16 protein-coding genes and 1 tRNA gene are annotated in these 17,980 nt (G+C 70.3%); 6 read left to right on the top strand and 11 right to left on the bottom strand.

The genetic code is table 11. The features are described 5' to 3' along the window. Positions 1–62 precede the first annotated feature (62 nt). Positions 63–773: an SIMPL domain-containing protein gene (locus ACIPW5_RS30220; protein WP_401251581.1), complete on the top strand. Its 711-nt coding sequence runs from the start codon at positions 63–65 to the stop codon at positions 771–773. A gap of 134 nt (positions 774–907) precedes the next feature. Then, on the top strand, positions 908–2,335 hold the full coding sequence (pyk, locus tag ACIPW5_RS30215) for a pyruvate kinase (protein WP_401251578.1): 1,428 nt from the start codon (positions 908–910) through the stop codon (positions 2,333–2,335). 18 nt (positions 2,336–2,353) lie between these two features. Here the strand turns inward: pyk and ACIPW5_RS30210 are convergent, their stop codons facing one another. After that, positions 2,354–2,926 carry an RBBP9/YdeN family alpha/beta hydrolase gene (locus tag ACIPW5_RS30210; RefSeq protein WP_401251575.1) on the bottom strand — a complete coding sequence of 191 codons (573 nt, stop codon included), beginning with the start codon at positions 2,924–2,926 and terminating at the stop codon, positions 2,354–2,356. Positions 2,927–3,016: 90 nt separating this feature from the next. Between ACIPW5_RS30210 and ACIPW5_RS30205 the strand changes: the two genes are divergently transcribed. Continuing rightward, on the top strand, positions 3,017–3,625 hold the full coding sequence (locus ACIPW5_RS30205; protein ID WP_401251572.1) for a TetR/AcrR family transcriptional regulator: 609 nt from the start codon (positions 3,017–3,019) through the stop codon (positions 3,623–3,625). 10 nt (positions 3,626–3,635) lie between these two features. On the opposite strand, the gene ACIPW5_RS30200 is transcribed toward ACIPW5_RS30205, so the two are convergent. After that, positions 3,636–3,890: an EF-hand domain-containing protein gene (locus ACIPW5_RS30200; protein WP_401251569.1), complete on the bottom strand. Its 255-nt coding sequence runs from the start codon at positions 3,888–3,890 to the stop codon at positions 3,636–3,638. A gap of 270 nt (positions 3,891–4,160) precedes the next feature. Further along, positions 4,161–4,235, bottom strand: a tRNA-Leu gene (locus ACIPW5_RS30195). A gap of 98 nt (positions 4,236–4,333) precedes the next feature. Here ACIPW5_RS30195 and ACIPW5_RS30190 point away from each other — a divergent pair. After that, a complete protein-coding gene (locus tag ACIPW5_RS30190; RefSeq protein WP_401251566.1) occupies positions 4,334–4,987 on the top strand; it encodes an ANTAR domain-containing response regulator in 654 nt (217 codons plus the stop codon). Between the two features lie 86 nt (positions 4,988–5,073). On the opposite strand, the gene ACIPW5_RS30185 is transcribed toward ACIPW5_RS30190, so the two are convergent. From ACIPW5_RS30185 to ACIPW5_RS30165, 5 genes are all read right to left on the bottom strand, one after another. Next, positions 5,074–5,790, bottom strand: a complete 717-nt coding sequence (locus ACIPW5_RS30185; RefSeq protein ID WP_401251563.1) for an ABC transporter ATP-binding protein — start codon at positions 5,788–5,790, stop codon at positions 5,074–5,076. After that, the gene (locus ACIPW5_RS30180) at positions 5,787–6,752 is read right to left on the bottom strand and encodes an ABC transporter ATP-binding protein (RefSeq protein WP_401251560.1); all 966 of its coding nucleotides are present in this window, start codon (positions 6,750–6,752) and stop codon (positions 5,787–5,789) included. Before ACIPW5_RS30180 ends, ACIPW5_RS30185 begins: the two co-directional genes overlap by 4 nt. Positions 6,753–6,755: 3 nt before the next feature. Then, positions 6,756–8,582 carry a branched-chain amino acid ABC transporter permease gene (locus ACIPW5_RS30175; protein WP_401251557.1) on the bottom strand — a complete coding sequence of 609 codons (1,827 nt, stop codon included), beginning with the start codon at positions 8,580–8,582 and terminating at the stop codon, positions 6,756–6,758. Further along, positions 8,579–9,499 carry a branched-chain amino acid ABC transporter permease gene (locus ACIPW5_RS30170; protein WP_401251554.1) on the bottom strand — a complete coding sequence of 307 codons (921 nt, stop codon included), beginning with the start codon at positions 9,497–9,499 and terminating at the stop codon, positions 8,579–8,581. The genes ACIPW5_RS30175 and ACIPW5_RS30170 overlap by 4 nt, the downstream gene beginning before the upstream one ends. Positions 9,500–9,615: 116 nt before the next feature. Continuing rightward, complete coding sequence (locus ACIPW5_RS30165) at positions 9,616–10,845, bottom strand: branched-chain amino acid ABC transporter substrate-binding protein (RefSeq protein ID WP_401251551.1); 1,230 nt, start codon at positions 10,843–10,845, stop codon at positions 9,616–9,618. Between the two features lie 582 nt (positions 10,846–11,427). On the opposite strand from ACIPW5_RS30165, the gene ACIPW5_RS30160 reads away from it, so the two are divergent. Then, positions 11,428–11,667 carry a hypothetical protein gene (locus ACIPW5_RS30160; RefSeq protein WP_401251548.1) on the top strand — a complete coding sequence of 80 codons (240 nt, stop codon included), beginning with the start codon at positions 11,428–11,430 and terminating at the stop codon, positions 11,665–11,667. Positions 11,668–11,770: 103 nt separating this feature from the next. Here ACIPW5_RS30160 and ACIPW5_RS30155 read toward each other — a convergent pair whose 3' ends face one another. From ACIPW5_RS30155 to ACIPW5_RS30145, 3 genes are read right to left on the bottom strand one after another with little or no spacing between them, the layout of a single operon-like run. Next, positions 11,771–12,187, bottom strand: coding sequence for a hypothetical protein (locus ACIPW5_RS30155; protein WP_401251546.1), 417 nt, complete (start codon positions 12,185–12,187; stop codon positions 11,771–11,773). A 56-nt stretch (positions 12,188–12,243) separates the two neighbouring features. Further along, a complete protein-coding gene (locus tag ACIPW5_RS30150; protein WP_401251543.1) occupies positions 12,244–12,708 on the bottom strand; it encodes a PaaI family thioesterase in 465 nt (154 codons plus the stop codon). A 52-nt stretch (positions 12,709–12,760) separates the two neighbouring features. Next, positions 12,761–15,031, bottom strand: coding sequence for an FdhF/YdeP family oxidoreductase (locus tag ACIPW5_RS30145; RefSeq protein ID WP_401251752.1), 2,271 nt, complete (start codon positions 15,029–15,031; stop codon positions 12,761–12,763). 198 nt (positions 15,032–15,229) lie between these two features. Here ACIPW5_RS30145 and polA point away from each other — a divergent pair, with 198 nt between their 5' ends. Next, positions 15,230–17,950, top strand: coding sequence for a DNA polymerase I (gene polA / locus ACIPW5_RS30140; protein WP_401251540.1), 2,721 nt, complete (start codon positions 15,230–15,232; stop codon positions 17,948–17,950). The last annotated feature ends 30 nt before the right edge of the window (positions 17,951–17,980 follow it).

Genomic DNA, 17,980 nt, shown 5'->3' with positions numbered 1-17,980 from the left:
ACCCCCCTCAGGTTTCGATCCGATGACCACACCCGTACGGGCGGCGGTGCGAGAGTGAAACCATGACCCAGGACGCACCGAACGCCGCCCACCAGCCCTACGGAACCCCCGAGGTCCCCCGCGTCGCCGTCCGCGGAGAAGCCCGCCTCGAAGTCGACCCCGAAATCGCCCGCATCGGCATCACCGTCGGCGCCCGCGGCACCGACCGCCGCACCGCCCTCGACGACCTCACCCGCCGCAACAACGCCGTCCTCGAACTCCTCAAGAGCTACGGCGAACCCGTCGAGAAGATCGAGACCGGTTCCTTCTCCATCACCCCCGAACTCACCCGCCACGGCCGCGGCGAGCGCGTCCGCGCCTACCACGGCCGCGTCCACATCAACGCCGAACTGAGCGACTTCACCACCCTCGGCGAACTCACCACCCGCCTCGCCGACCTCGAACTCACCCAGGTCGACGGCCCCTGGTGGGCCCTGCGCCCCAGCTCGCCCGCCCACGGCGAAGCCCGCCGCCAGGCCGTGCTCGAAGCCGTCCAGCGCGCCCGCGAATACGCCCGCGCCCTCGGCTCCGAACTCGCCGCACTCGTCGAACTCGCCGACCTCGGCGCCGAGGAAGCCGCCCCCTACCCCCACCCCGGCGGCGGCATGCGCGCCATGGCCTTCGCCGCACCCGCCGAGGACGCCGGCGCCCCGCCCCTCGACCTCGAACCCCAGCGCCAGACCGTCTTCGCCCAGGTCAACGCCCGCTTCACGATGACCCCGCCCCGACTCTGAGCACCCCCACGGGGGGTGCTCATCGGAGCACCCCCACGCACATTCAAATAATGTCAACAAGCTTTTGCCCAAAGGTTGTTGAGGAGACGCCCGGACCTCATTTCCTACCCCCCGGTAGGGCATACGCTCGCCCCATGCGCCGAGCGAAAATCGTATGTACCCTGGGCCCCGCCACCGACTCGTACGACCAGATCAAAGCCCTGGTCGAAGCCGGAATGGACATCGCCCGCCTCAACCTCAGCCACGGCACCTACGCCGAACACGAGGAGCGCTACCAGCGCGTACGGAAGGCCGCCGACGAGACGGGCCGCAGCGTCGGCATCCTCGCCGACCTTCAAGGCCCGAAGATCCGCCTCGGCCGCTTCCGCGAAGGCCCCGTACTCCTTGAACGCGGCGACGAGTTCACCATCACCGTCGACGAGCACCAGGGCGACCGCCACACCTGCGGCACCACCTACAAGGGCCTCGCCGCCGACGTCACGACCGGCGAACGCATCCTCGTCGACGACGGCCGCGTCACCCTGGAGGTCACCGCCGTCGACGGCCCCCGGGTCCGCACCCGCGTCATCGAAGGCGGCATGGTCTCCGACCACAAGGGCCTCAACCTCCCCGGCGTCGCCGTCTCCGTCCCCGCGCTCTCCGAGAAGGACATCGAAGACCTCCGCTGGGCCCTGCGCACCGGTGCCGACGTCATCGCCCTCTCCTTCGTCCGCACCGGCCGCGACATCGAGGACGTCCACCGCATCATGGACGAGGAAGGCCGGCGCCTCCCCGTCATCGCGAAGATCGAGAAGCCCCAGGCGGTCGAGAGCATCGACGACATCGTCGCCGCCTTCGACGGCATCATGGTCGCCCGCGGCGACCTCGGCGTCGAAATGCCCCTGGAACAGGTCCCGATCGTCCAGAAGCGCGCCATCAAGCTCGCCAAGCGCAACGCCAAGCCGGTCATCGTCGCCACCCAGATGCTCGACTCGATGATCGACAACAGCCGCCCCACCCGCGCCGAGGCCTCCGACGTCGCCAACGCCGTCATCGACGGCACCGACGCCGTCATGCTCTCCGGCGAGACCAGCGTCGGCAAATACCCCGTCGAGACCGTCCGCACCATGTCCCGCATCGTCGAAGCGGCCGAAGAGGACATCCTCGCCAAGGGCCTCCCGCCCCTCACCGACCGCAACAAGCCCCGCACCCAGGGCGGCGCCGTCGCCCGCGCGGCCGCCGAGATGGGCGACTTCCTCGACGCCAAGTTCCTCGTCGCCTTCACCCAGAGCGGCGACACCGTCCGCCGCCTCTCCCGCTACCGCAGCCCCATCCCCCTCCTCGCCTTCACCCCCGACCCGGCCACCCGTTCCCAGCTCAACCTCACCTGGGGCGTCGAAACCTTCCTCGGCCCCCACGTCGACTCCACCGACGCCATGGTCGCCCAGGTCGAAGAGGAACTCCTGCGCATCGGACGCTGCGTCCCCGGCGACGTCGTCGTCATCACCGCCGGCTCGCCCCCCGGCGTCACCGGCAAGACCAACCTCGTCCGCATCCACCACATCGGCGACCCGGTCCGCTGACCCCGGCCACCACGGCCGCTACAGCACCTCGCGTATCAACCGCACCGCGTCGGGCAGCTCCAACCGGCTCTCACCCGTACTGGGAAAATGCCCGCCCGACGCGGTCACGGTCGCCGTCGCCCCCAACTCCGTCACGAACCGCATCACATGCTCAGAGGTCGCCGCACCCGTCACCGGATCATCCGCCGCGTGCAGCACCCGGAACTCCCGAGCCGCCCCACGGATCCGCGCCCAGTCGAACTCCGGAGAGAAGAACGGCGCCAACGCGTCGTACCCCACCTCGCCGGCCATCGACGCCACGAACACCACCCCCGCGAACGGCCCCTCGGCCGCGGTGTCGTGCTCCTGAAGCAGACGCAGCACGTTCACCCCTCCCAGGCTGTGCCCCACCAGCACCGCCTCACCCGCCGGCACGCCCTCCACCTGCCCCGCCAGCTCCTTCAGCCACGAGCCGGCATCCGGCGCGAAGGGCTCCGGGAAGTCCGGCACCCGCACCTCGTGCCCCTCACCCGACAGCTCCCGCGCCACCGACGGGTACCAGTGCTCGCCGCTGCCCATCCCGTACCCGTGCACGATCACGATCCTGCTCATGCCCATCCCCCTGAAGTCCCGCCCGATGGCCGGGCGACTTATCGAAACGCTACGCAGCGTTTCGATAAACGGTAGGGCTATCGTGATGCCGTGTCAACCACTCCCCAGAACCCGCAGCCGCCCCGCACCGGCGGACGCATCCGCAACGAAGACGCCCACCACTCCGTCCTCGAAGCCACCGCAGCCCTACTCGTCGAGAACGGCTACGGCGCCCTCACCATCGAAGGGGTCGCCAAACGCGCCAACGTCGCCAAGAGCACCGTCTACCGCTGGTGGAAGTCCAAGCCCGCCCTCGTCATGGACGCCTACGCCCACGAAACCGCCACCCGCGTCCCCGAACCCGACACCGGCACCCTCGAAGGCGACCTCACCGCCTTCGCCGCCGACCTCTACGCCATCGGCCGCGACCCCGTCCGCGCCAAGGCCCTCACCGGCCTCATGGCCGAAGCCCAACTAGACTCCGCCTTCGCCGAAGCCTTCCGCGCATGGGTACGGACCCGCCGCGAACTCGTCGGACGTCTCCTCACCCGCGCCCTCGCCCGCCGGGAAATCCCCGCCGGCACCGACCTGACCCACGCCACGGACCTGGTCTTCGGCCCCTTCTGGTACCGCCTCCTCGTCGAACACGCCCCCCTCGACCCCGCCGACGCCGAAGCCCACGTCAGAACCGTCCTGCAGGGCCTCGAACGCCGCGAGTGAGACCGACCCCCTACGACCAGCCGAACCGGCGGTCCACCTCGGCCTCGAACTCCTCGAACGACAACACCGCGTCACCGTTCTTGTCGGCCGCGTCGAACAACGCCGACGACGCGTCCCCGTCCCCCAGCCCCCAGAACGGCAGGTCCCCGCGCGCCGCCAGCGTCGGCCCCTTGTCGCGCAGTGCCGAGATCACCTCGGCCCGGGTCAGCTCACCGTCATGGTTCAGATCCAGCGCATCGAACAGCTTCCGAGCCTTCTCGCTCACCGAAACGTCCCTCCAACCACGTCCACCGTTGACCCCCTCAACCTAGCTCCACGCGTCCCGGACCTGGACGGGGCTCAGTACTTCGGGCCGACGTGGGCGTCCGTGAGGGCCTGGCGGGTCGATGCGGGTTCGCCGGGCGCGGAGAGCCGCCGGATCGTACATACGGGCGACGTTGGGGAGAATTCCGCGGCCGTGAGTGCGTTTCTGCCGGAATTCCCTGAAGGGGGTAAGGCCTGTCGATTTATCGTGACCTTGGAATTAAAGGAAAGGTGCCCCAGGTGGGATTCGAACCCACACTGTCCGCTGTTTGAGAGCGGCCTCTCTGACCAGTTGGAGTACTGGGGCCTAAGAAACGAAGGGAAACAGGATCCCTGCGTGGCACCACCTTACAGGAGCTAGGTAGGCTCGGGGGAGCTTGTTATGCCCCGCAAAGAGGAGCCCCCGTGACCGCCGAGCACGAGTCGACGCCCACGCCCGACGCCGACCAGTCGCACGTTCCGCCGCTGACGACCCGCGTCGTCATCGCCGAGGACGAGGCGCTCATCCGTCTCGACCTGAAAGAGATGCTCGAAGAGGAGGGCTACTCCGTCGTCGGCGAGGCCGGGGACGGGCAGGCGGCCGTGGAGCTCGCCCGGGAGCACCGGCCCGACCTGGTGATCCTCGACGTGAAGATGCCCGTCCTCGACGGGATCTCCGCCGCCGAGAAGATCGCGGAGGAGTCCATCGCCCCCGTGCTCATGCTCACCGCGTTCTCGCAGCGCGACCTCGTCGAGCGGGCGCGGGACGCCGGGGCCATGGCGTACCTGGTCAAGCCCTTCAGCAAGAGCGACGTCGTCCCGGCCATCGAGATGGCCGTCTCCCGGTTCGCCGAGCTGAAGGCGCTGGAGAAGGAGGTCGCGGACCTCTCCGCGCGCCTGGAGACCCGCAAGCTCGTCGACCGGGCCAAGAGCATCCTGCAGACCGAGTACAAGCTGTCCGAGCCGGCCGCGTTCCGGTGGATCCAGAAGACCTCCATGGACCGCCGCATGTCCATGCAGCAGGTCGCCGAGGCGGTCATCGAGGACGCCGAGGAGAAGAAGCAGAACGCCGGCAAGTAGCACGTCGCAAGGCGCGGGAACGCGTGAGGCCCGTCTCCCCCCGAGGGGAGACGGGCCTCACGGCTGTGCGGCGGAGCCGGCGGGGGTCAGTCCTCGCCGAGGTAGGCCTTGCGGACGTCCTCGTTGACGAGGAGCTCGCGGCCCGGGCCCGACAGGACGATCTTGCCGATCTCCATGACGTGGCCCTGGTCGGCCAGCGACAGCGCGGCCTGGGCGTTCTGCTCGACGAGCAGGATCGTGGTGCCGGCCGCCTTGAGCTCGGCGATGGTCGCCATGATCTTCTGCATCATCAGCGGGGAGAGGCCCATCGAGGGCTCGTCCAGCATGAGCAGCTTCGGCTGCGACATGAGCGCGCGGCCCATGGCGAGCATCTGCTGCTCACCGCCCGAGAGGGTGCCGGCGGCCTGCTTGCGGCGCTCTCCCAGGATGGGGAAGAGGTCGTAGGCGCGCTGGACGTCCTTCTGGATGCCTTCCTTGTCGTTGCGCAGGAAGGCGCCGAGGAGGAGGTTGTCCTCGATCGACATGCGCGGGAAGATGTGCCGCCCCTCGGGGGAGTGGGCGAGCCCGAGCGCGACGATGTCGTGCGCGGGGACCTTCTTCAGCGACTTGCCCTGGAACTTGATCTGGCCGCCCTTGGGCTTGATCAGGCCGGACAGGGTCCGCAGGGTGGTCGTCTTGCCGGCGCCGTTGGTGCCGATGAGGGTGACGATCTCGCCCTCGTTGACGCTGAAGGAGATGCCCTTGACGGCTTCGATCTTGCCGTAGGCGACGCTGAGGTCCTCGACCTCCAGGAGTGCGGTCACTTGGCTTCTCCGTCCGTGCTGGTGGTGCTGTCCGCCGCGCCGGTCTCGCCGGCGGCGGCGGCCTCTTCCTCGGCCGCCTCGACGGCGGCCTCGGCCTCGGCGACGACCTCGGCCTCCGCCGCGGCCTCCGCGGCCTCGACCTCGGCCGCCTCCTCGGCGCCGGGGGCGCCTTCGAAGGGTTCGCCGAGGTAGGCGGCGACGACGCGCTCGTCGCTCTGGACCTCGCCCGCGGTGCCTTCGATGAGCTTCTCGCCCTGGACGAGGCAGGCGACGCGGTCGCAGAGGTTGAAGATGAAGCGCATGTCGTGCTCGATGACGAGGACGGCGATGCCCTTGTCCCGGATGGCGAAGATGAGCTCTTCGGCGGCCCGGGTCTCCTGCGGGTTCATGCCGGCGGTGGGCTCGTCCAGGAGGATGAGGCCGGGGTCGCTGGCGAGGGCGCGGGCGATCTCCAGCTTGCGCTGCTCGCCGTAGGGGAGGTTGCGGGCGAGGTGGTCGGCCTTGTGCTCCAGGCCGATGAACTCCAGGAGTTCCATCGCGCGCTCGCGGCTGGCCTGCTCCTCCCGGCCGAAGCTGGGCAGGCGCAGGAGGGCGGACCAGAGCCCTTCCTTGGTGCGGGTGTGGCGTCCGACGAGGACGTTCTCCAGGACCGTCATGTTGTTGAAGAGACGGATGTTCTGGAAGGTGCGGGCGATGCCGGCCGCGGTGACCTTGAAGGACTTGGGGGGCAGGACCGTGCCCTTGTACCGGACTTCGCCCTCGGTGGGGACGTAGAGGCCGGTGAGGCAGTTGAAGAAGGTGGTCTTGCCGGCGCCGTTGGGGCCGATGAGGCCGACGATCTCGCCGCTGCGGACGGTGAGGTCGACGTTCTTGACGGCGGTGAGGCCGCCGAAGCGCATCGTCACACCGCGGGCGTCGAGGACGGTCTCGGCGGTGGCCGTTTCGGTCGTGGTGGTGGTCATGGATCAGGCCCCTGCCTTGCCGAGGACTGCGGGCGCTTCGAGGTCCTTGTGGAGTTCGAGCTGGTTGCGCCGGTTGGGGATGAGGCCTTCGGGGCGCAGGCGCATGAGGATGACGAGTGCGACGCCGAAGGCGAGGAGCTGGAGGTCCTCCATGCCCTGGAGCTTGTTGGGGATGAGGAAGAGGAGGGCGCCGCCGACGAGGGGGCCGGCGATGGTGCCCATGCCGCCGAGGACGACCGCCGCGAGGAGGAAGGCGGAGTTCGGGGGGACGGCGTTGGCGAAGACGTACTGGTCCGGGGTGACGGTGTAGTTCACGTGGGCCTGTACGGCGCCGGCGAGGCCGGCGAGGGTGGCGCCGAGGGCGAAGGCGATGAGCTTGACGCGGAAGCCGTTGATGCCCATGGCCTCGGCGGCGGTCTCGTCCTCGCGGATGGCGACCCAGGCGCGGCCGATGCGGGATTCGGCGCTGCGGCGGAAGACCATGACCACGATGAGGGTGATCAGGAGCATCAGGAAGAAGTAGTTGGCGAAGCGGCCGACCGTGATTCCCGCGATGCTGTGGGAGGCGCCGAAGTCGAATCCGAAGAGGACGACGTTGGGGACGCCGGCGATGCCGTTCGGGCCGTTGGTGATGTCGGGGCCCGAGACGCCGTCGAGGTTGTTCATGGTGATGCGGAAGATCTCACCGAAGCCGAGGGTGACGATGGCGAGGTAGTCGCCGCGCAGCCGCAGGGTCGGGGCGCCGATGAGGACGCCGAAGACCATGGAGGCGAGGGCGCCGACCAGGAGTGCGGCCCAGAAGGGGAGGTGCACGCCGAAGGGGGAGTTGGGGCTGCCGGAGACCAGGGCCGCGGTGTAGGCGCCGACGCCGAGGAAGGCGACGTAGCCGAGGTCGAGGAGGCCGGTGAGGCCGACGACGATGTTCAGGCCGAGGGCGACGGTGGCGAAGATGAGGATGTTGACGCCGAGGGTCGCGTACTGGTCGTCGGACTGGGTGAGGGGGAAGGCGGCGGCCGCGACGAAGGCGCCGACGAGGGCGACGTTGCGGTGCTTGGCGGTGAGCGCGGTGAAGCGGGTGACCAGGCCGGCCTTGTTGAGGGCGGTGAAGCCGAAGCCGGCGGTGATCAGGAAGCCGATGAAGAGTTCCTGGTACGGGGTGGTCACGCCGTAGGTGAAGACGCCGAGGGCAACGGCGAGGACCGCGGTGATGAGCAGGATCTCGGCGTAGGCCGGGAGTTCGCGGGCCGGCTTGGGGGTGCCGCTGGCGTGGGCGGCCTTGGTGACGGCCCAGCTGTTGGAGATGTTGTGCTTGGTCTGCTCCCACCAGGTGTCTTCGGGGTCCGCGAGCTCGGTCACGGGGCGCTCGAAGGGGAGGGCGCGGGCGCCGAGCCAGGCGACGAGCGCGGTGACGAGGGCGACGAAGCCGCCGGGCTCCAGGTTGACGATGCCGCCGAGGGTGCTGCTGATCGCCCAGACCGTGTAGGCCATGGTGAGCAGGGTGCCGAGGGCGCAGAGCTTGATGGCGGCGTCGGTTCCGGCGGGGGCGAGCCACTGGAGGCCCTTGACGCCGTAGGAGCTGAGGCCGAAGACGGTGGTGAGGGCGCCGCCGGTGAGGACGAGCCACTGGAGGCCGCCGGGGTACCCGTAGACGGTGAGGTCGCCGGGGAAGTTGGAGGTCCAGGTCCAGGCGAGGAAGCAGGAGATGACCGTGAGGGCGCCGCCGGCGGTGGCCAGGGCACGGGCGGTCTTCTCGGGGAAGGCGATTCCCCGGCGGCCGGCGGGCTCGGCCTGCGGCGTGGTGTCTGTGGTGGTGGTCGTCATGGTTCTCACGCCCTGTCCGCCACGCGCTCACCCATCAGGCCCTGGGGCCGGAAGAGGAGCACGAGGATGAGGAGTACGAACGCCCAGGTGTTGCCCCAGGACTGGCCGCCGAGCTGCTGCATGCCCGGTACGTCGGCGATGTAGGCGGTGGTCAGGGTTTCGGCGAGGCCGAGGACGATGCCGCCGATCATGGCGCCGTAGATGTTGCCGATGCCGCCGAGGACGGCCGCGGTGAACGCCTTGAGGCCGAGGAGGAAGCCCATCTTGAAGTTGACTTCGCCGTACTTGAGGCCGTAGGCGACGGCGCCGATGGCGGCGAAGGCGGCACCGAGGGCGAAGGCCATCATGATGATGCGGTCGGTGTTGACGCCCATGAGCTTGGCGGTGTCGGGGTCCTGGGCGGTCGCCTGCATGCCGCGGCCGCTGCGGGTCTTCTTGACGAAGAAGCCGAGGAAGGCCATCGAGAGCGGGGCGGCGATCAGGAGGAAGATGTCGCCGGTCTGGATGGTGATGCTGCCGAGGTGGAAGGGTCCGCCGTCGATCTCGGGGAACACCACGGAGGAGGGGTACCAGGCCCAGACCGCCTGCTGGAGGACGATGGAGAGGCCGATGGCGGTGATGAGCGGCGCGAGCCGTGGGGCGTTGCGCAGGGGCCGGTAGGCGAAGCGTTCCGCGCCGACGGCGACGAGGGTGGCGACGATGATCGCGCCTATGATCATGAGGGGGAGGGCGACCCACATGGTGGTGCCGCCGGGGAGAGCCGTCCAGACCCAGAAGGCGCCGAACCCTCCGATCATGAAGATCTCGCCGTGGGCGAAGTTGATGAGCTGGACGATGCCATAGACCATCGTGTAGCCGATGGCGACGAGCCCGTACATGGATCCCAGTAGCAGGCCGTTGACCAGCTGTTGCGGCAGTTCGTGCACCGCAGGTCCTCCGAGTCTTTCGACGGATGTGACACCGCGCGGGGCGCATTGTTGCGCGCCCCGCGCGGCAGGTGAGGGGTGAGGGGCTAGCGGATCAGCGGGCTAGCCGGTGGAGGTCAGCCGCCGTAGGTGCCGGACTCGACGGACTTCCAGTCGCCGCCTTCGACCTTGTAGACGGTGAGCTGCTTGTTGGTGGCGTCGCCGAACTCGTCGAAGGAGACCTTGCCGGTCACGCCCTCGAAGGAGACGTTCTGGACGGCGGCGAGGACCTTGGCGCGGGCGTCGGCCGGCAGCTTGCCGCCGTTCTCGTCGACGACCTTCTTGACGGCCTCGATGATCGACCAGGCGGAGTCGTAGGAGTAGCCGCCGTAGGCCGCGAACGGGTCCTTGTAGCCGGCCTTCTTGTAGTTCTCGACGAACTCCTTGGCGGACGGCAGGCTCTCGACGGGGGCGCCGACGGAGGTGGCGAGGTCGCCGGTGGCGCCTTCACCGGCCAGCTCGACGTACTTCTTGTCGTAGATGCCGTCGCCGCCGACGAGCGGGATGTTGGTGCCGGAGGCCTTGATCTGCTTGCTGAGCGGGCCGGCCGCGGGGTACTCGCCGCCGTAGTAGACGACGTCGGCGCCCGAGGACTTCACCTGGGTGACGATGGCCGAGAAGTCCTTGGACTCGGGGTCGATGTGGCCCTCGCCCGCGACCTGGCCGCCGAGCTTGGTGAACTCGCCCTTGAAGGTGCCGGCGAGGCCGGAGCCGTAGGTCTTCTTGTCATCGATGATGAAGACCTTCTTCTTGCCCGCCTTGTTGAAGAGGTACTGCGCCGCGAACGGGCCCTGGATGGCGTCCGTGGTGGCGGTGCGGAAGTAGCTCTTGTAGGTGCGGTTCTTGACGCCCTCGTTCCACTTGGGGCCCTGGGTCAGGGAGGGGCTGGTGTTGGCCGGGGAGACCTGGGCCAGCTTGGCGTCGTCGAAGACCTTCTGCATGGCCTCGGAGACCGAGGAGTTGAGCGGGCCGACGACGCCGAGGACGTCCTTGTTGGCCGTGAGCTTCGTGGCGTTCTGCTGGCCGGAGGAGGCCTGCGCCTGGTCGTCGAGGGCCTCGATCTTGAAGGTGACGCCCTTGACGTACTTCTTCTCGTTGGCCTGCTTGGCGGCGAGGTCCGCGGAGTTCTTGATGCCGATGCCGAGGGCGGAGAGGTCGCCCGTCAGCGGGGCGTCGACGCCGATGACGACGGTGGTGCCACCGTCGCCGGAGGATCCGCCCTTGTCGTCGCGCGAGCCGCAGGCGGTGAGAGTGAGAGCGCCCGCGGCGAGGGCGGCGGTCACGGCGATGAGCTGACGAGAACGCACGATCAGTCCTTTCCTGGCGCCGCGTCCCCCGTGGGACGCGTCGAGTCGAACGCGGGGAACCGAACTGAAGAAATCCGGCGGTCGCGGTAACTGGCCGTGACTCTAGGCGGCTCATCGGCGGTTATGGAGGGCTGAGGCCAATGATGTGACTCTCTTGTTATGCCACGGCGTAATACATAGCGGTTCACGGCGGGTGGAACGGGGGAATTCAGGCCGGTTCGTCTTGTCCGCATCCTGAGACGCGGCAGGACCATCGGGCGGTTTCAGTCCTGACGGGCCAGGACTGTGGGGCTTTTTGCTCATGACGGCCCGGTGGGGGCCGTGTCTCGGGCTTCGGGACAGGCCCTGGTCAGCGCGACGGAAAGATCCCTGGCATATCGGTCACCGGGGATGTAACTGTGATCCTCTTTCTGGAATCCATTACTCAGGGTCACTTCCAGGAATGGCAGCCCGGAATTCCGTGCTACATGCACGCAGTCTTTTGCCCGAATGAGAACGAGGAGCTCGCGCACTTCTCCCGCACCGACCGTGGCCGGCAGGGGTGGCCGGATCGTCACGTCCAGTGCCTGCGAGGGCTGCCCGATGCGCTCGACCGTCACCGCGGGCCCGACCGCCGTCCGCACACGCACAGTGAAGGCGAAGGCGGCGCCGTCCGGAGCCGGCTCCACCGGGCTCCCGTACGAGAGCGACAGCGCCTGCGAGGGGGCGGGCGGCACCTCGGGCGGGGGCGGCTCGGGCCGCGTGGCGTATATGCGGACGGCCGCCGCGGCCAGTACGGAGACCGACGCGACGGTCAGCACCGCCCTGCGGTGGCGGGCGTAGCGCGAGCGGATCCACTCCGCGCGGGGCGGCGTACGGGGCCCCCTGAGCGACCCCGGCCCGCCCTCGGTGCCCTCCCCGGGCTCCACCGGGCCGATGCCGGCGCTCACTGCCAGGGCCCGCCGGTCGGGGTGCCCGAGCGGTATCGCTCGGCGCAGCGGGCCTCCGCTGCGCGGGCGGCGCTCTCGCGGGCGGCCGCGGGGCCCCCGGCGCGCGCTGCGTCCCGGGCGGCTGCGAGGGCGGCGCGCAGGATCTCGTACTGGTCGCCGGACAGTCCCATGGACTGGTAGTCGAGTCCGACGGCGTCCCCGCCCCCCTCCGCGTCGAGGACCACCGCGGCCCAGCGGGTGACGAGGGCGGCGCACAGGGCCTGCGGCGGGGTGGTGCGGGGCGCGGGGGCGGTGTGGGGCGCGCGGGTGGGTCCGGCGCAGCCCGACAGGAGGGTGGTGGTCAGGGCGGCGGCGAGGAGCGCCGTCGTCCCGCGTGCGGCCGTGACGCCGCGCGGCGCCGGTCCGGATCCCATGCGGGAACGCTAGACCGGCGCCGGGAGCGGCACAACGGCTCGTACCGGACGGGGTGTTAAGACTCCGTGTCGCGCAGCAGGCAGGTGAGGCGGGCGGTGCAGACGCGGCGGTCCTGGTCGTCGGTGACGACGATCTCGTAGGTGGCGGTGGAGCGGCCGCGGTGGACGGGGGTGGCGGTGCCGGTGACCTGCCCCTCGCGCACGCCCCGGTGGTGGGTGCAGTTGAGGTCGACGCCCACGGCGATCTTCTTGCTGCCGCCGTGCATCATGGCGCCGACGGAGCCGAGGGTCTCGGCGAGGACGGCGGAGGCGCCGCCGTGCAGGAGTCCGTAGGGCTGGGTGTTGCCCTTGACCGGCATGGTGGCGACCACGCGTTCGGCGGAGGCCTCCAGGATCCGGATCTCCATGCGCTCGCCGAGGGCGCCCGCCGAGAAGAGGGCGGGCAGGTCTATGCCCAGGGCCGCGTACTCGTCGAGGACTTCCTGGGGGAACTTCACGCCGTGCTGCTGCTCGTCGGCCATGGGCCTGCTCCGTTCGTCAACGATCGTTAACCGGTGTCCGGTACTCGTTCTATCAGGCCGGTTCGAAGCGCACGACGACGGACTTGCTGGCGGGGGTGTTGCTGGTGTCCGCGGTGGAGTCGAGGGGGACCAGGACGTTGGTCTCCGGGTAGTAGGCGGCGGCGCAGCCGCGCGCGGTGGGGTAGTGGACGACGCGGAAGCCGGGGGCGCGGCGCTCGACGCCGTCCTTCCACTCGCCGACGAGGTCGGTGTAGGAGCCGTCGGCGAGGCCGAGCTCGGCGGCGTCCTCGGGGTTGACCATGACGACGCGGCGGCCGCCGGTGATGCCGCGGTAGCGGTCGTCGAGGCCGTAGATGGTGGTGTTGTACTGGTCGTGGCTGCGCAGGGTCTGCAGGAGCAGCCGGCCCGGCGGCAGGTGCGGGTACTCGACGGGGGCGGCGGTGAAGTTGGCCTTGCCGGTCTTCGTGGGGAAGCGGCGTTCGTCGCGGGGGCCGTGGGGCAGCCGGAAGCCGGCGGGCCGGGCGGCGCGGGCGTTGAAGTCCTCGAAGCCGGGGACCACGCGGGCGATGCGGTCGCGGATGGCCGCGTAGTCGTCCTCGAACTCCTCCCAGGGGGTCCTGGAGGCGGTCCCGAGGACGGCGCGGGCCATGCGGGCGACGATGGCGGGCTCGGAGAGCAGGTGCGGGGAGGCCGGGGGGAGGTTGCCGCGGGAGGCGTGGACCATGCCCATGGAGTCCTCGACGGTGACGAACTGGCGGCCGCCCTTCTGGACGTCCTTGTCGGTGCGGCCGAGGGTGGGCAGGATCAGGGCGCGCCGGCCGGTGACCACGTGCGAGCGGTTGAGCTTGGTGGAGACGTGGACGGTGAGCGAGGCCCGGCGGATCGCGGCCTCGGTGACGTCGGTGTCGGGGGTGGCGCCGACGAAGTTGCCGCCCATGGCGAAGAGGACCTTGGCCCTGCCGTCGCGGAGGGCCTCGATGGAGCGGACCACGTCGTAGCCGTGCGCGCGCGGCGAGGTGATGCCGAATTCCTTGTCGAGGGCGTCGAGGAAGGCGGGCGCGGGCCGTTCGAAGATGCCCATGGTGCGGTCGCCCTGGACGTTGGAGTGGCCGCGCACGGGGCAGACGCCGGCGCCGGGGCGGCCGATGTTGCCGCGCAGCAGGAGGAGGTTGACGACCTCGCGGATGGTGGCGACGGAGTGCTTGTGCTGGGTCAGGCCCATGGCCCAGCAGACGATGGTCCGCTCCGAGGCCAGGACCATGGCCAGGGCGCGTTCGATCTCGGGGCGGGTGAGGCCGGTCGCGGTGAGGGTCTCGTCCCAGTCCGCGTCCTTCGCGGCGGCGGCCAGCTCCTCGTAGCCGTGGGTGTGCTCGCGGATGAAGTCCTCGTCCAGGGCGCCGTCCGTTTCGATGACGAGCTTGTTGAGGAGGCGGAAGAGGGCCTGGTCGCCGCCGATGCGGATCTGCAGGAAGAGGTCGTTGAGGGCGGTGCCCTTGAGCATGCCGAGCGGGGTCTGGGGGTTCTTGAACCGCTCCATGCCGGCCTCGGGCAGCGGGTTCACCGAGATGATCTTCGCGCCGGCCTCCTTGGCCTTCTCCAGCGCGGAGAGCATGCGGGGGTGGTTGGTGCCCGGGTTCTGACCGGCCACGATGATCAGGTCGGCGCGGTGGAGGTCTTCGAGGGAGACGCTGCCCTTGCCGATGCCGATGGTCTCGTTCAGCGCGGAGCCGGAGGACTCGTGGCACATGTTCGAGCAGTCCGGCAGGTTGTTGGTGCCGAATTCGCGGGCGAAGAGCTGGAAGAGGAACGCGGCCTCGTTGCTGGTGCGGCCCGAGGTGTAGAAGAGGGCCTCGTCGGGGGAGGACAGGGCCCCCAGCTCCTCCGCGATGACCGCGAAGGCCTTCTTCCAGCTGACGGGCTCGTACCGGTCGGCGCCCTCGGGCAGGTACATCGGCTGGGTGATGCGGCCCTGCTGGCCGAGCCAGTAGCCGCTGCGGGCGGCGAGCTCGGCGATCGGGTGGGCGGCGAAGAAGTCCGGGGTGACCCGGCGCAGCGTGGCCTCCTCGGCGACGGCCTTGGCGCCGTTCTCGCAGAACTCGGCGGTGTGCCGCTTGTCGCCCTCCGGCCAGGCGCAGCCGGGGCAGTCGAAGCCGTCCTTCTGGTTGACCTTGAGGAGGGTCCGCGCGGTGCGGGCCAGGCCCATCTGCTCGGTCGCGATCTTCAGGGTGTGGCCGATGGCGGGGAGTCCCGCGGCCGCGTGCTTGGGCGGCGTGATCTGCGGCGCGTCCTGCACCGGGTCACCTGTGGGCGGGTTGGTCGCCATCGCGCTCCCCTTCGAGCGTACGTACGTGTGCAGCACGTGTGGCCGCATCCTCCGATCCTTGCACGGACCACGGGAACGGGGGAGGGCGGTCCCGGCGCTCACGGCCCCCGGGACGGGTGCGCCGGGGGCGTCCGGCGGGGCGGGTGCGCCGGGGGAGGCGGGCCGGGATTGTCGGTGGGGGCGCCTAGGATCGGGGGCGTGGCAGAGACAGCATCGAAGAAGACCGACCAGCCGACCGCAGCGGACCGCCCCCGCCTGATGCTCATGGACGGGCACTCCCTGGCCTACCGGGCGTTCTTCGCGCTGCCCGCGGAGAACTTCACGACGGCCACGGGCCAGCCGACCAATGCCGTCTACGGCTTCGCGTCGATGCTGGCGAACACCCTGCGTGACGAGGCGCCGACGCACTTCGCGGTGGCGTTCGACGTGTCCCGCAAGACGTGGCGCACGACGGAGTTCCCCGAGTACAAGGCGAACCGTTCGAAGACCCCGGACGAGTTCAAGGGGCAGGTCGAGCTGATCGGCGAGCTGCTCGACACGATGAAGGTGCCCCGCTTCGCGGTCGACGGCTTCGAGGCCGACGACGTGATCGCGACGCTGGCGACGCAGGCGGAGGCCCTCGGCTTCGACGTGCTGATCGTCACCGGCGACCGGGACTCCTTCCAGCTGGTCTCCGAGCACACCACGGTGCTGTACCCGACGAAGGGCGTCTCCGAGCTGACCCGGTTCACGCCGGAGAAGGTCGAGGAGAAGTACGGGCTGACCCCGCAGCAGTACCCGGACTTCGCGGCGCTGCGCGGCGACCCGTCGGACAACCTGCCGGGCATCCCCGGCGTCGGCGAGAAGACCGCCGCCAAGTGGATCACCCAGTTCGGGTCGTTCGCGGAGCTGGTGGAGCGGGCCGACGAGGTCAAGGGCAAGGCCGGGCAGAACTTCCGGGACCACCTGGAGGCCGTGAAGCTCAACCGGGTCCTGACCGAGATGGTCAAGGACGTGGAGCTGCCCAAGAACCCGGCCGACCTGGTGCGCGCCCCCTACGACCGGACCGCGATGCTCGGCGTGCTGGACGTGCTGGAGATCCGCAACGCCTCGCTGCGCGAGCGGCTGCTGGCCGTGGACCCGGGCTCGGCCGAGGCCGAGGCCCCCGCGCCGGCGGCCGGCGTCGAGCTGGACGGCTCGGTGCTGGGCGCGGGCGAGCTCGCGCCCTGGCTCCAGGCGCACGCGGACGGCCCGCTGGGCGTGTCCACCGTGGACAGCTGGTCGCTGGGCACGGGCGACGTCAGCGAGATCGCCCTGGCCGCGGCCGGCGGCGCGGCCGCCTGGTTCGAGCCCTCCGCGCTCGACGAGGCCGACGAGCGGGCCTTCGCCGCCTGGGCCGCCGACGCGGCGCGCCCCAAGGTGGTGCACAACGCCAAGGCCCTGATGCGGGTCTTCCCCGAGCTCGGCTGGACCCTGGCCGGCGTCACCATGGACACCGCGCTCGCCGCCTACCTGGTCAAGCCCGGCCGGCGGTCCTTCGCGCTGGACGTGCTGTCCGTGGAGTACCTGGGCCGCGAGCTCCAGCCGCCGGCCGCCGACGGCCAGCTCGCCTTCGGCGCCGACGACACCGCCGAGGCCGACGCGCTGATGGCGCAGGCCCGCGCGGTCCTGGACCTGGGCGACGCCTTCACCGCCAAGCTCCCCGAGGTCGGTGCGGTCGAACTCCTCCACGAGATGGAGCTGCCCACCTCCGAGCTGCTGGCCCGGCTGGAGCGCGCGGGCATCGCCGCCGACCGCGACCACATGGAGGGCATGGAGCAGCAGTTCGCGGGCGCCGTGCAGCAGGCGGTGAAGGAGGCGCACGCGGCGGTCGGCCACGAGTTCAACCTCGGCTCGCCCAAGCAGCTCCAGGAGGTCTTCTTCGGCGAGCTGGACCTGCCGAAGACGAAGAAGACCAAGACCGGCTACACCACGGACGCGGACGCGCTGGCCTGGCTGGCCACCCAGACCGACCACGAACTGCCGGTGATCATGCTGCGGCACCGGGAGCAGGCCAAGCTGCGGGTGACCGTCGAGGGCCTGGTCAAGTCGATCGCCGCGGACGGCCGGGTGCACACCAGCTTCAGCCAGACCACCGCGGCCACGGGCCGGCTCTCCTCCACCGACCCCAACCTGCAGAACGTGCCGGTGCGCACCGACGAGGGCCGCGCCATCCGCCGCGGCTTCGTCGTCGGCGAGGGCTACGAGTCCCTGATGACGGCCGACTACAGCCAGATCGAGCTGCGCGTGATGGCACACCTCTCCGAGGACGAGGGCCTGATCGAGGCCTTCGCCTCCGGCGAGGACCTGCACACCACCGTCGCCTCCCAGGTGTTCGGCGTGGAGCGCTCCCAGGTCGACGCCGAGATGCGCCGCAAGATCAAGGCGATGTCGTACGGCCTGGCGTACGGGCTGTCCGCCTTCGGCCTGGCACAGCAGCTGAACATCGAGCCGGCCGAGGCGCGCGGCCTGATGGAGACGTTCTTCGAGCGGTTCGGCGGGGTCCGCGACTACCTCCAGCGCGTGGTGGACGAGGCCCGGGCGACCGGCTACACCGCGACGGTGTTCGGCCGCCGCCGCTACCTGCCGGACCTCAACAGCGACAACCGCCAGCGCCGCGAGGCCGCCGAGCGGATGGCGCTGAACGCCCCGATCCAGGGCACCGCCGCCGACATCGTCAAGGTGGCCATGCTGCGCGTGGACAAGGCCCTCGCCGAGGCCGGGCTGAGCTCGCGGATGCTGCTCCAGGTCCACGACGAAATCGTCCTGGAGATCGCCCCCGGCGAGCGGGAGCGGGTCGAGGAGCTGGTGCGCCGGGAGATGGGCGCGGCCGTCGAGCTGCGGGCCCCGCTGGACGTGTCGGTGGGCGTCGGCGGCGACTGGGAGTCCGCCGCGCACTGATCCCCGTACGCGCCGCCGCGGCGCAGTGCC

The organism is Streptomyces sp. NPDC090077 (genome assembly GCF_044747545.1).
Taxonomy (GTDB): domain Bacteria; phylum Actinomycetota; class Actinomycetes; order Streptomycetales; family Streptomycetaceae; genus Streptomyces.
The sequence above is the reverse complement of the archived record's forward strand: the minus strand, read 5'-3'. Positions and strand labels throughout refer to the sequence as shown.